This window comes from Streptomyces sp. 8K308, from assembly GCF_004348315.1.
GTDB lineage: Bacteria > Actinomycetota > Actinomycetes > Streptomycetales > Streptomycetaceae > Streptomyces.
This window is the reverse complement of the sequence record NZ_SMKC01000203.1, coordinates 1-12,519: the sequence shown is the minus strand read 5'-3', so window position 1 is coordinate 12,519 and position 12,519 is coordinate 1. Positions and strand designations below refer to the sequence as shown.

Here is a 12,519-nt window from a genome sequence, read left to right as displayed (position 1 = left end):
GGGTTGGTTGGTCAGTCGTGGTCACAGGTGCAGTCTTGTCCGCGGTGGTCGCCGTTGCCCAGCGGCCCCCCGGTGGAGCCGGGCGGCAGCCGTTCCCCTCAGGGGCGGGTGGCGGTGCCGAGCACGTGGGTGATGCGCGGCGCCAGCGGCGCGAACGCGAAGGTGAAACGGTCGATCCGGTCGACGGCGAACCCGGCGGCGCGGATGGCGGCCTCGGTGTCGCGGTTGGGGTGGCAGCCGCCGGCGGCCCGGCGCCACGCCGGGGTGACCGCGTCCTCCAGGAGCGCGGCCCAGCGGCGCGGGGAGCGCACGTGCTCGTAGAAGCGGAGCTGCCCGCCCGGGCGGAGCACGCGTGCGGCCTCGGCGAGCGCGGCGCGGGGATCGTCGACCGTGCAGAGCACGAGGGAGAAGACGACGGCGTCGAACGGTCCTTCCTCCCCGGCAGGTCGCGGGCGTGTCCGGCCCGGACGAGCGCCGGGACCGGCGCCGTGGCGGCGGCCCGGTCGGCCGCCGCGCGCAGGGTCTGGTCGGGCTCGACGGCGACGACCTCCCGCACGGCCTCGGGGTAGTGCGGGAAGTTGCGGCCCTGGCCCGCCCCGACCTCCAGGACGCGGCCGTGCAGCCCGGCCAGCAGGCGGCGCCGGTGCTCCGCGCCGCCGCGGCGGTCCGCCCGCTCGGCGATCCCGAGATAGGTCCGCGCGAAGCGGGGGTGTTGGAAGGGTTCCTCGCGCGTCATCGAACGCTCCTCGTCCGTCGTCGTCGGGGACCGTTTCGACCATAGGGGGGCGGGGGCGTGCGGCGCCGAAACCGCAGGGGGCGATCCCAAACCCCGATGACCGGTCTTTCCGCTGGTTATCGACTCGGCGCGCGGAAACCCGGGGGTGAGTCGGGAGTGAACGCATCACCGTGGAGAAGGACGGAGGATCGACCATGGCCGGAAAGGACGCGCACTGGGAGAAGAAAAGCCTCGACAAGCGCATGCTGCACGTGATGGAGCGGCTGGTGGACCACTACGACTACCCGGTGAACGGGGCCGCCGGGATCGTGGGCAATCTCGCGGCCGAGTCCGGGGTGATCCCCAACCGGGTCGAGGGAAGCTCCGAGGGCACCCCCATGCGGTCGAGGAACTTCAACGGGGCCGTGGTGAACCACACCCCTGAGGCCATCATGAAGCGGAACCAGGCCCAGAAGGTCGGGCCCGCCCGTCCGGGCATCGGCCTGGCGCAGTGGACGTTCCCGCCGCGGCGCGCCGGGTTGTTCAAGCACCCGTTCGAGGGGCACCCCGGCCTCGGAGCCAACGCGGTCTTCGACATGAACGACCAGATCGACTACCTGGCGAGCGAGCTCAAGAGCAGCTTCAAAGGGGTCCAGTCCGTGTTGAAGAAGCCCGGGGTGAAGGTCGACGACGCCTGCGACGAGGTCGTCTACAACTTCGAGGTGCCGGGCGCCATCCTGCAGGGCAACGCCAAGCTGCCCCGCTCGAACCGCCGCGTCCAGCAGGTGTTCAACAAGCGTCGTCCGGCCGCGCAGCAGGCCCTGTCCGCCTACCGCGCCGCCCATCCCTGAGGGGCCGCGACCCCGCGCACACCGCAGCGGGGTGATCTGAGTCACAAGCTGTCACATCGCCCGGCCATCCGGTGTCTTGAGGCCGACCCCCCTGACAACGGAGGAGACACCATGGCTGAGCACACCGGGGCCGAGCACACCGGGGCCGAGCACACCGGGGCCGAGAACACCGACGTGGTCGTGATCGGCGGCGGGTACGCCGGCGTCATGGCGGCCAACCGCCTGACGCTGCGCGACGACGTGACGGTGACCCTGGTCAATCCGCGCCCGACCTTCGTCCACCGGATCCGCCTGCACCAGCTGGTGGGCGGGTCCGACGACGCCGTCGTGGACTACCGGGACGTCCTGGGCGAGCGCGTCCGGCTGGTCGTCGACACGGCGACCCGGATCGACGCGGCCGGGCGCCACGTGACACTGGCGAGCGGCGAGGTGGTCGGCTACGACTACCTGGTCTACGCGGTGGGCAGCGGCAGCGCCGACCCAGACGTGCCGGGCGCGGCCGAGTTCGCCTACCCGATCGCCACCCTGGAGGAGGCTCGGCGGCTGCGGCCGGTCCTCGACGCCGCGCCCGCGACGGCCGCGGTGACCGTCGTCGGGGCCGGTCCGACGGGCATCGAGATCGCCGCCGAGCTGGCGGAGGCCGGCCGCGCCGTGACGCTGGTCTGCGGCGGGGTGCTCGGCCCCTACCTGCACCGTCGGGGACGGCGCTCGGTCGCCGGGCGGCTCGCCGAGCTCGGCGTGACCGTGCTCGACGGCCCGGGCAGCAGCGTGACGGCCGTGACGCGCGACGCCGTGCGGCTCGCCGACGGCCGGGAACTCCCGAGCGAGGTGACCGTCTGGACCGCCGGCTTCGGCGTGCCGGACCTGGCCGCGCGCAGCGGGCTGAGCATCGACGCCCTGGGCCGGCTGCGCACGGACGAGACGCTGACGAGCGTGGACGACGAGCGCGTCGTCGCCGCCGGGGACTCGGCGGCGCCGTCGGACCTGCCGCTCCGGATGAGCTGCCAGGCCGCGATCCCGCTGGGCGCACGCGCCGCCGACACGGTGCTCAGCCGGATCGCCGGCGAGCGGCCGGCGCCCCTCAACCAGGCGTTCGCCGGCCAGTGCATCAGCCTGGGGCGCCGCGCCGGTATCTTCCAGTTCGCCCACCGGTACGACGAGGCGCTGTGGTTCCACATCGACGGTCGCCCCGGCGCGAGGCTCAAGGAGTTCGTGTGCGGTGGCATCGTGAAGCACCTGGCCGGCGAGGCGCGCAAGCCCGGCTCGTACCGTCTGCACCGCGTCTCGGGAGGCGCCAGGCGCCAGCAACTGCTGGCCGGGCGCGACGAGACGCCGGCCACCGCGGAACGGGCCGTGCAGGCGCCGTGAGAAGGAGGGCTCGGGCATGAGCGACCACAGCGACACCACGGATCCGGCGACCGAGGCGTTCGTCGCCCACCGCAACCTGCTCTTCACCGTCGCCTACGAGATGCTCGGCTCGGCGGCCGACGCGGAGGACGTCCTCCAGGAGACCTGGCTGCGGTGGGTCGAGGTCGACCTGTCGGGCGTGCGTGACCAGCGCGCCTACCTGGTCCGGATCGCCACCCGGCAGGCGCTCAACCGGCTGCGCGCCGTGCGGCGCCGCAGGGAGGCGTACGTCGGCTCCTGGCTGCCCGAGCCGCTGCTCACCACGCCGGACGTGGCCGAGGACGTCGAGCTCGCCGAGAGCGTGTCGATGGCGATGATGCTCGTCCTCGAGACGCTGTCGCCGACGGAGCGCGCCGTCTTCGTGCTGCGCGAGGCCTTCGACGTGGGCTACGAGGAGATCGCGGCGGCCGTCGGCAGGAGCCCGGCGGCCGTCCGCCAGATCGCGCGCCGGGCCCGCCGGCACGTCGACGCGCGCCGCCCCCGCACGGTGGTCCCCGCGAGCCAGACCCGGGCGGCCCTGGAGTCGTTCCGGCGCGCGCTGGAGACCGGCGACCCGCGGGACCTCCTCGGCGTGCTGGCCCCCGGGGTCGTCCTGGTGAGCGACGGCGGCGGCCTCAGGCAGGCCTCGCCGCGGCCGATCGCCGGCGCCGACAAGGTGGCCCGCTTCATCGTCGGCGGCATCGCCAAGGCCAGGGTCACGCTCACCTTCGACGCCACCGTGGTCAACGGCGCCCCGGCGCTCGTCCTGCGCGTGGACGGCGAGGTCGACGGCGTCCTTGCGGCCCGGGTCGAGGACGCCCGCATCACCGGCCTCTACTACGTCCGCAACCCGGAGAAGCTGACCCGCGTCGGGTCCGCGACGCCGCTCACCCGGCGCTCGACGCCGGTGGTGGAGTAGCGGCTCCTGGGTGGCCCCAGGGCCTCACTTGGACTCGATGCGGCCCAGCGGGTGGGCGCCCTTGGCCAGCGCCTCGCGTACCTCGGTCCAGTCGGCGTCGTCGATGCCGAGCGCGTGGCGGAGGTAGGCCAGGGTGACCCGCTGGAGCACGGCGACGCGCTCGGGGTTCTCGTCCGTCGTCTCCCGGACCTCGTAGCCGGCGATCCCGCCGAGCGAGTGCTCGGCGCCGAACAGGGTGAGCAGGCTCTTGGGGCCGGGGCTCAGGACGTACGGGTCGGTGAACCACTCGGGGCCCCGCACGGTCAGCGGGGAGTCGTCCTTGTCGCCGGCGACGACGAGGGCCGGCGTGGTCATGGTGGCGAAGCTCGGGTTCATGAACGGGAAGTGCTCGGCCGCGAACGGCGAGAGGTCGGCGCCGCCCGTTCCGGCCGTGGCGAGCAGCACGCCGGCCCCGATCCGCGCGTCGGACAGGTCCTCGCCCGCCGCGCCCGCCGCGTCGAGGACGCGCTGGCCGAGCAGGCAGCCGGCCGTCTGGCCCCCGAAGGAGTGGCCGGCCACGGCGACGCGGCCGTGGTCGAGGCGACCGCCGAGCCTGGGGACGGCGGCCTCCAGCACGTCGAGCTGGTCGAGGACGTGCTTCATGTCCTCGACGCGGGCGCGCCAGACGTGTGGGGTGCGGGGGTCGTCCTGCGGGAGGCCCACGGTCCTTGAGTCGAGGTGGGTGGGCTGGATCACCGCGAAGCCGTGCGCGGCCCAGTGGTCGGCCAGCGGGCCGTAGCCGTGCAGGGAGGAGCCGAAGCCGTGTGAGAGGAGGACGATCGGCAGGTCGCCGCCCGTGGTGGGCGCGGAGATCCTGACCTGGAGGCTCGCTCCGCGGCCCGGCGCGTCCAGCGCCACCGGCTGCACCGAGACGACCGTCGTCGGCCCGTCTGTCGCGGTCATGCGCGCACCTTCCTTCGAGCTGTGCCGTGATCTGGCACCATGAGGGAGAACAAGAAACGGGACGCTGTCCCGAATCAAACATACGGGACACTGTCCCGTTTAAGGAAGTCGCCATCGGTGTGGGGCCACCCGATGGCGACGTTCGACGGCGAGGGAGACGGTGCGGTGAGCGGCGGCGAGCGGGGCGCGGGACGGGCGCCCAGGGCCAGGCGGGCGGACGCCCGACGCAACGAGGAGGCCCTGCTCGACGCGGCCGCCGCGGTCTTCGTCACCTCGGGCGTGGACGCCCCGGTCCGCGCGATCGCGGCCAGGGCGAACGTCGGGACGGCCACCATCTACCGTCACTTCCCGACCCGGGCGGACCTCATCGTCGCCGTCTACCGGCACCAGGTGGAGGCACTCGCCGAGGCAGGACCCGCCCTGCTGACCGACGGCGCGAGCCCCTACGCCGCGCTGGAGCGGTGGATCGACCTCTTCGTCGACTTCCTGGTCACCAAGCACGGACTGGCCACCGTGCTCCAGTCCGACGACGGCCGCTTCGCCCCCCTGCACTCCTCCTTCCTCGACCGGCTGGTGCCCGTCTGCGCCGAACTGCTCGACGCCGCCGCCGGTTCCGGGGAGATCCGCCAGGACCTGGACGCCTACGGGCTCATGCGCGGCGTCGGCAACCTCTGCGCGGGGGCCGGCGACGACCCCCGCTACGACGCCCGCCGACTGGTCGGGGTCCTCGTCGCGGGGCTGCGCCGGCCGTCCTCCGCGTGAGGGGCAGGCTGGGGGGCCTGGCGCATCCGGGAGGCGACGACCACGGTGAGGGCGGCGAGCACCGCCATGGCGAGGAAGACATCGGAGTAGGCGGCGCCGTCGCCGTCCGAGTAGAGGGGGTTGACGGCGCCGCCGCCGCTCTGCTGCCGGGCGGACGCCAGCACACCGAAGACCGCGGGGCCGGCGCCGGCTCCGAGGAACTGGGCGCCCTGGAGGATGCCGAGGCCCACGCCGGCCTGCTCGGCGGGCAGTTCGCGCGCCGCGGCGCCGATGATGGCGGTCATCAGGAGCGTGAAGCCGATGCTGAGCCCGAGGATCCCGGCGCCGGCGGGGATCACCGATGAGCCGTCGGTGAGGGTCGAGAGCGCCAGCGAGAAGAGCCCCATGAGGGTGAGCCCGGTGACCACCAGGGGGCGGGGACCGGCGCGGTCGGCAAGGCGGCCGATCAGCGGCGAGAGCAGGGCGACGGCACCCCCGGCCGGGATCATGACCAGCGCGCCCTCCCCCGGCGTGAGGCCGTTGACCTCTATCACCAGCAACGGGACGAACACCAGGCCGCCGAGGTTCACGGTCATGGCCAGGAACGCGACGAGAAGGCCGGTCCGGTAGACCCGGTTGGCGAACAGCGCGGGCGGGACGAACGGCTGCTCGACGCGGACGGTGCGCCGCCCGAAGGCCACGAGCGCCGCGACCGCGACGGCGAGGCTGCCCCAGGACAGGGGCGCGGCGAACCCGGAGACCTGCGCCTGGGTCATGCCGAACAGGGCGAGCCCCGCCCCGAGGCCGAGCAGGATGCCGCCGGGCAGGTCGAGCCGCCCCTGGCCGGACGGCGACTCGTCGGGGAGCACCACCAGGGCGGCGGGCAGCAGGAGCAGCGAGACGGCGAGCATGATCCAGAACAGCGCGGGCCAGCCGAGCGCCTCGCCGATCCCGCCGCCCACCGCCGGCCCCGCCGCGGTGCCGATGCCCGCGCCCGCGGAGACGACGCCGATCCCGACGCCGCGCCGGTCCGCCGGCAGCAGCCTGGTGACGGCGATGATCGAGAGCACGGGGACGGCGGCCGCGCCGACGCCCGTCACGATCCTCCCGACCACCAGCACGAGAAGGTTCGGGGCCACGGCGCAGACCAGGCTCCCCGCCGCGTAGGTCAGCAGCGCGAAGGCGAAGAGCCGCCGCAGGCTCAGCCGGTCGGAGATCCGGCCGTAGAGCGGGATCCCGATCGAGAACATCAGCAGGAAGCCGGTGACAACCCAGGCGAGTTCGGCCTCGGAGGCCCCGAACTCGGCGCCGATCGTGGGGAGCATCAGGTTGACCATGTCGCTGGCGGTGACCGTGACGAGAATCGCCGCCATCAGCACGGCCAGCAGGGCAGAACCGCGACCGGTCGGTTCGGTCGGGGTCGACGTGGAGGTCATTCGGCACGTCCTTCGGAAGCTTAACCGCCACCATGACGGTTACAGTTTGGGCAAAAAGACGACGGAGGCCGACGCCTCCGCCACCGTTCGATCAGCGACCGCGCTGGGCGACCTCGCGCTCGATCGCCAGCACCCGCCGGGCCAGTTGGGCGATCGTCGTGCGGCCGAGCCGCTCCTCCATGGCCAGCTCCGCGTCCCGGAACTCCACCTCGAGCAGCTGCTGCATGTTGCGCCCCACCTCGCACGCCTCGCTCGGTGGATGCGGATGCCGCGACAGGACCGGGCCCGCCTCGACGGCGGCGTAGGCGTCGTAGAGGGTGATCTCACGCGCGGGGCGGGCGAGCGACCAACCGCCGTTGCGCCCCTCGGTGGACCAGACCAGGTCCGCCTCCCGCAGGCTGCCGAGGATCCGCCGCACCAGGACCGGATTGCTCGACAGGCTGTCCGCGATCTCCGCGGAGGTCAGCGAGCGATCACCCCAGCGCGCCAGCATCGTGAGCGCGTGAATCGCGACCGCGCTCCTGCTGCTGACACCCATCACGCCCCCTTGTCGAACGACGCCCAGCGGACCGAACTGCAACCACGCTAGTGTCAGTTCCTCGGCGAGTCAACGCCCGCCCGGGCCGCCTTCACCTGCGTCGCCGGTAGGCCGTCGGGCTCAGCCCGGTGAACCGCCGGAAGCGCTGGGAGAAGTACAGCGGATCGCGCCAGCCGAGCTCGCGCGCGATCGCGGCCACCGGCCGGTTGGTGAGGTCGAGGAGTTGCTTGGCGAGGGTCATCCGCTGCCGCTCCACATAGCGCTGCGGGCTGGTCCCCAGATGCTCGGCGAACAGGCGGGTCAGCCGGGAGGGCGAGAGATGCACGCTCGCCGCGAGACCCTCCACGGTCAACGGCTCGGCGAGGTGCGCGTCCACGTGGTCGATGACGCGCAGCACCCGCTCGTCCATGCGCGCGGTCAGCGGGTTCTGCGTGTCGCACCACAGCAGCGCCTCCTCCAGGGCGTTCATCGCGAACGCGGTGGCCTGCCGCAGCGTGCCGGCCCCGACGTGGGCGGAGCGGGTCAGCGTGGCGGTGACCCGCCGGTGCACCTCGCCGCGGGTGCGGATCCGGCCGACGCCGGTGACGGGCTGCGGCCAGTCGAGCAGCGGCAGCCAGGCGTGACGTGGATGGAAGTGCGAGAAGGCGATCTCCCAGTGCGCCTCCTCCGGGCGTCCCTCTGCCGGCGCCGTCCGGTAGTCGTGCGGCGTCCCGGGGCGCAGCAGGACCGCGTCACCGACCGCCGTGCGCACGCTGCCGTCCGCGCCGGTCAACTGCCCCGACCCGGCGACGGTGTGGATCAGCAGCCAGTCGGTCGTCCCCCGGCTGCGGTACGTGGCGTACTCGGGCCCCTCCCGCAGCCGACCGCCCTCCAGCTGGTCGATCACCGGGCTCCGCGACTCGGCACGCGGTCGCTGGCCGTGCGGTCGCTGGCCGTGCGGTCGCTGGCCGTGTGGTCGTTGGCCGTGTGGTCGTTGGCCGGGCACAGCAGAATCTTCCATGGCCGCGCCGCGTTCTGCCATACCCGTGGCGCGGGCCGAGGACCAGAATCGCTGGCATGTCATCCATCGCGCTCGAGCCCGGAACCGGGCTCGCCGACGGGTACGCGCGCGCCGGTGTGGTCCTGGAGCGCGCGCTCCTGAAGTCGGCCGAGATCGAGGAAATCCGTGACGTCTTCATGGCGCAGGTCGAGCGGGACCGGTCCATGGGACACGACGACCACGTGCCCGAGGACGATGTGCTGGCCCGCTACCCGCGCTTCGTCCATCCGCACCGGCACGTCGACAAGGCGGCGGGGCGGCTGGCCAGGCGCTGGATGCTCGCCCCCCGCATCGTGCGGCGGGTGGCGGAGCTGATCGGCCCGCCGCTCGCCGCCCAGTCGATGTTCTACTTCAAGCCGCCCACCGCCCGCGGCCAGGCGCTGCACCAGGACAACCTGTTCCTCAGGGCCCACCCCGAGACCTGCCTCGCCGCGTGGATCGCGGTGGACGACTGCGACGGCGCCAACGGCGCGCTCCGGGTGGCACCCGGATCGCACCGGTACGAGATCGAGTGCCCCACCGAGGCGGACCCGTCGGAGTCCTTCACCACCAAGGGACTCGAACTGCCCCCGGGAATGGAGGAGATCCAGACCGAGATGCGCGCCGGCGACGTGCTCTTCTTCCACGGCAGCCTGGTCCACGGCTCGGGCCCGAACCGCACGGTCGACCGGTTCAGGCGCTCGCTGATCTTCCACTACGTGCCGCGGTCGAGCACCGAGATAGCGCGCTTCTACAACCCGCTGCTCACCCCCGAGGGGGACGAGGTCACCGTGACCGAGGCGGCCGACGGCGGCAGCTGCGGCGAGGGCTGGCAGCCGGTGGCGGCCCCCTAGCCCGCGCCCTCGCCCACGCCGCCGCGCCCCGCTATCCCTTCATCCCGCTGGCGAAGCCCCTGATCACATACCGCTGGAGCAGCAGGAAGGCGGCGATGATCGGGAGCGAGGCGAGCACCAGGCCGGCGAAGACGAGACCGTAGTCGGAGACGTACTGGCCGACGAAGGCGAAGACCCGCACCGGCACCGTCTCCCGCGCGGAGCCGCCCAGGTAGAGCAGCGGCGTGAAGAAGTCGTTCCAGACGAACACGGCGTTGAGGATGAGCACGGTGCCGGTGATCGGTCGCAGCAGCGGGAACACCACCCGGGTGAAGGCCTGGAGGTGGGTGGCGCCGTCGATCAGGGCGGCGTGGGCGTACTCGCCGGGCAGCGCCCGGATGAACCCGGTGTAGAGGAAGACCGTGAACGGGAGCTGGATGCCGGTGTAGAAGAGGATCATCCCCTGGTAGGTGCCCAACAGGCCCATCGAGTCGAAGAGTCTGAACAGCGGGATCATCCCGAGTTGGAACGGCAGCACGATGCCGAGCAGGAACAGCACGTACAGCCGGTACCCGATCCGGGTGGCGCAGCGGGCCAGGAAGTAGGCCGCGAACGAGCCGGTCGCGATGAGCGCCAGCAGGCTGAGCACCGTGATGATCGTGCTGTTCAGCAGCGCCTCGCCCAGCGCCGCCTCCGACCAGGCGCGGGAGAAGTTGTCGAAGGTGGGCTCGGTCGGCGGCGACAGCGGCTCGGCGGCGATCGCCCGCTCGTCCTTCAGCGACAGCGTGATCAGCGCGTACACCGGGAAGAGGAACGCCAGGGCGACGGCGACCATCACGAGCTCGAGCAGGAAAGTCCGGTATCCGTAGCGGAGTCTCACGCGCTCACCTCCCGGCCGCGCAGGTAGTGGATCTGGACGAGTGACACGGCCGCCACGAACAGCGCCAGGACGAGGGCGATCGCCGTGCTGTATCCGTAGTTGCCGAAGACGAACGCCTCCTTGAACAGCACCGTGGACAGCGTCTCGCTGGCATGCCCAGGCCCACCGCTGGTCGCCGCGTAGACCTGGTCGAAGAGCTTCAACCCGCCGATGGTCGACAGCATGACGTTGATGGTGAGCGCGGGCGCGAGCAGCGGCCAGGTGACGTGCCGGAAGCGCTGGAACCGGCCGGCGCCGTCGATCATCGCGGCCTCGTGGAGCTCGTCAGGCACCCCCGCGAGGCCGGCGAGGAAGATGACCATCGAGTAGCCGGCGAACTGCCAGACGACCATCCCGGCCACCGACCACAGGGCCAACGACGGGTCGCCAAGCCAGTCCTGACGCAGGCCGTCGAGGCCGAGTGCGCCGAGGACGGCGTTGAGCCCGGCGTCCGGCGCCGGGTTGTAGACGTACTTCCACAGGACCGCCACCATGACCGGGCTGACCACGGCCGGCGCGAAGAAGACCACCCGCAGCACCGCCCGCGACCTGACGCGGGTGTGCACGCCGAGGGCGAGCAGCAGGCCGATGCCGTTCTGGACGACGACGACCGCGACGGTCAGCGCCAGCGTGTTGCCCAGCGCCCCGCGCGCGGCGTCGTCCCGGAAGAGCTGCCGGAAGTTGGCGAGACCGGTGAACGAGCGGTCGCCGATGCCGCTCCAGTCGGTGAAGGCGTAGACCATGCCGCTGACGCTCGGGTACAGCACCACCAGGGCGTACACCAGCAGGGCGGGCGCCGCGAACCACCACGGTGGGGTGAGGAAGCCGCCCCGCCGGCGGCCTCCGGGTGCCCGCGTCCCCGGATGCGTTGTCGAGGACACGGGCTCACTCCTGCCGGTAGGTCTCGTCCAGCCGGTTCAGCGCGTCCGCGACCGTGATCTGGTCGCCGAGCAGTTCCTGCACCACCGCGAAGTGGGTGGGCTGAACCTCCGCGTTGGGCCACGCCTGGTCCATGAAGGGCACCGCCCGGTCGCTGTCCAGATACGGCAGGAACGGCTCGAGCACCGGGTCGACGCGGGACGAGGAGTCGCGCACCAGCGGCACGCAGGCGATCTCCTCTGCCCAGCGGTTGATGTTCCGCTGCTCGCCGAGGAACTCGATGAACGCCAGGGCCGCCTCCTGGTCGCGGCTGTTCGCGCTGACGCCGAGCCCGACCACGACGCCGGCCGGGATCCACACGTCGGCGGCGGTGTCGGCGCCGGGCATCGGGAACATCGACAGGTCGTCGGGGTTCGCGGCGGCGCCGCGGAAGTCCGGCAGCACCGCCGAGACCTGGACGGCCATCGCGGCCTCGCCGGTGGCCACCATGGCGGTCTGCTGCTCGAACGTGGTGCCGTTGGGGTTGTCGTTGAAGAACCCCCGGTCGCGCAGCTCCAGGTACATCTCGAAGGCGTCGGCCCAGCCGGAGTCGGCGAAGCTCGTCGAGCCGTCCCGCAGTTGGCTGTCGAAATCCGGGTTCCGGGCGTACACGGTGGACGGGACCAGCGCGTAGCTGATGAGCTGGGTGACCCACGGGGTCTGCGCGCCCAGCGCGATCGGGATCCGGCCGGCCGCCCGCACCGCCTCGCAGACCTGGAGGAACTCGCTCCAGGTGGTCGGCGGTTCGACCCCGGCCTCCTGGAAGACGCTCTGGTTGTAGATCGCGCCGATCACGCTGGCGCCGGCCGAGTAGAGGTAGGTCCTGCCGTCGAGCTGGAAGGCCGGCTTGAAGTTGTCGGGTATGTTCCCGGTCCACGCCTGGTCGCTGAGGTCGGCGAGCAGTCCGGCCTGGGCGATCTGCGCCATGCTCATCGCGCTGCCGTTGCCCGGGTAGACGACGTGCACGTCGGGGGCGTTGCCGGCGCCCAACTGGGTGCGCAGCGAGGTCTGCACCTGGTCGGTCGGGGAGTACGAGGTCTCGAACTCGGCAGCGGTGTACTCCCCGGTGAGCAGGTCGAGCGGCGCCTGCTGGTCGGAGACGCCGACGAGCCGCAGCGATCCCGAGCCGCCGGACGAACTTCCGCCGCAGGCGGTCAACGCCGCGGGCAGCGCGGTCGCGGCGGCGAGCCCGCCCGACAGTCGCAGGAAGCGGCGGCGGTCGAGGGGGGTGCCTGGAATCGACGCTCTCATAAACTCCTCCTTGAATTCACGAACGCACGTCACGCTGTGCCCGCCCCGCCCC

At 72.5% G+C, this 12,519-nt stretch carries 14 protein-coding genes; 6 read left to right on the top strand and 8 right to left on the bottom strand.

Translation table 11 applies throughout. The features are described from left to right. Positions 1-98: 98 nt before the first annotated feature. Complete coding sequence (locus E1265_RS39540; RefSeq protein ID WP_243741066.1) at positions 99-401, bottom strand: methyltransferase domain-containing protein; 303 nt, start codon at positions 399-401, stop codon at positions 99-101. A gap of 53 nt (positions 402-454) precedes the next feature. On the opposite strand from E1265_RS39540, the gene E1265_RS39535 reads away from it, so the two are divergent. From E1265_RS39535 to E1265_RS23975, 4 genes are all read left to right on the top strand, one after another. Continuing rightward, a complete protein-coding gene (locus tag E1265_RS39535; RefSeq protein WP_243741065.1) occupies positions 455-781 on the top strand; it encodes a hypothetical protein in 327 nt (108 codons plus the stop codon). 149 nt (positions 782-930) lie between these two features. Continuing rightward, on the top strand, positions 931-1,566 hold the full coding sequence (locus E1265_RS23985; protein ID WP_132933075.1) for a phage tail tip lysozyme: 636 nt from the start codon (positions 931-933) through the stop codon (positions 1,564-1,566). 111 nt (positions 1,567-1,677) lie between these two features. Further along, positions 1,678-2,934, top strand: coding sequence for an FAD-dependent oxidoreductase (locus tag E1265_RS23980; protein WP_132933074.1), 1,257 nt, complete (start codon positions 1,678-1,680; stop codon positions 2,932-2,934). A 16-nt stretch (positions 2,935-2,950) separates the two neighbouring features. Then, positions 2,951-3,871, top strand: a complete 921-nt coding sequence (locus E1265_RS23975; protein WP_132933073.1) for an RNA polymerase sigma-70 factor — start codon at positions 2,951-2,953, stop codon at positions 3,869-3,871. 24 nt (positions 3,872-3,895) lie between these two features. On the opposite strand, the gene E1265_RS23970 is transcribed toward E1265_RS23975, so the two are convergent. After that, positions 3,896-4,813 (bottom strand): alpha/beta fold hydrolase, encoded by a 918-nt coding sequence (locus E1265_RS23970; RefSeq protein ID WP_132933072.1) that lies wholly within the window; start codon positions 4,811-4,813, stop codon positions 3,896-3,898. 132 nt (positions 4,814-4,945) lie between these two features. On the opposite strand from E1265_RS23970, the gene E1265_RS23965 reads away from it, so the two are divergent. Continuing rightward, entirely contained in the window at positions 4,946-5,575 is a 630-nt protein-coding gene (locus E1265_RS23965) for a TetR/AcrR family transcriptional regulator (protein WP_132933071.1), read from the top strand. Here the strand turns inward: E1265_RS23965 and E1265_RS23960 are convergent. The 3 genes from E1265_RS23960 to E1265_RS23950 form a co-directional block, all read right to left on the bottom strand. Beyond that, entirely contained in the window at positions 5,512-6,990 is a 1,479-nt protein-coding gene (locus E1265_RS23960; protein ID WP_132933070.1) for an MFS transporter, read from the bottom strand. The genes E1265_RS23965 and E1265_RS23960 overlap by 64 nt on opposite strands. Positions 6,991-7,081: 91 nt before the next feature. Continuing rightward, positions 7,082-7,528, bottom strand: a complete 447-nt coding sequence (locus tag E1265_RS23955) for an Rrf2 family transcriptional regulator (protein WP_243741064.1) — start codon at positions 7,526-7,528, stop codon at positions 7,082-7,084. 91 nt (positions 7,529-7,619) lie between these two features. Beyond that, the gene (locus tag E1265_RS23950) at positions 7,620-8,414 is read right to left on the bottom strand and encodes a helix-turn-helix domain-containing protein (protein ID WP_165953856.1); all 795 of its coding nucleotides are present in this window, start codon (positions 8,412-8,414) and stop codon (positions 7,620-7,622) included. Between the two features lie 170 nt (positions 8,415-8,584). On the opposite strand from E1265_RS23950, the gene E1265_RS23945 reads away from it, so the two are divergent. Next, the gene (locus E1265_RS23945) at positions 8,585-9,400 is read left to right on the top strand and encodes a phytanoyl-CoA dioxygenase family protein (protein WP_132933067.1); all 816 of its coding nucleotides are present in this window, start codon (positions 8,585-8,587) and stop codon (positions 9,398-9,400) included. 31 nt (positions 9,401-9,431) lie between these two features. Here the strand turns inward: E1265_RS23945 and E1265_RS23940 are convergent, their stop codons facing one another. Genes E1265_RS23940 through E1265_RS23930 form a run of 3 tightly spaced genes read right to left on the bottom strand, consistent with a single transcriptional unit; the run spans position 9,432 to position 12,467 of the window. Beyond that, on the bottom strand, positions 9,432-10,259 hold the full coding sequence (locus E1265_RS23940; protein ID WP_243741063.1) for a carbohydrate ABC transporter permease: 828 nt from the start codon (positions 10,257-10,259) through the stop codon (positions 9,432-9,434). Further along, complete coding sequence (locus E1265_RS23935) at positions 10,256-11,179, bottom strand: sugar ABC transporter permease (protein WP_243741062.1); 924 nt, start codon at positions 11,177-11,179, stop codon at positions 10,256-10,258. The genes E1265_RS23940 and E1265_RS23935 overlap by 4 nt, the downstream gene beginning before the upstream one ends. Positions 11,180-11,183: 4 nt before the next feature. Then, positions 11,184-12,467 (bottom strand): extracellular solute-binding protein, encoded by a 1,284-nt coding sequence (locus E1265_RS23930; RefSeq protein WP_132933066.1) that lies wholly within the window; start codon positions 12,465-12,467, stop codon positions 11,184-11,186. Positions 12,468-12,519 lie beyond the last annotated feature (52 nt).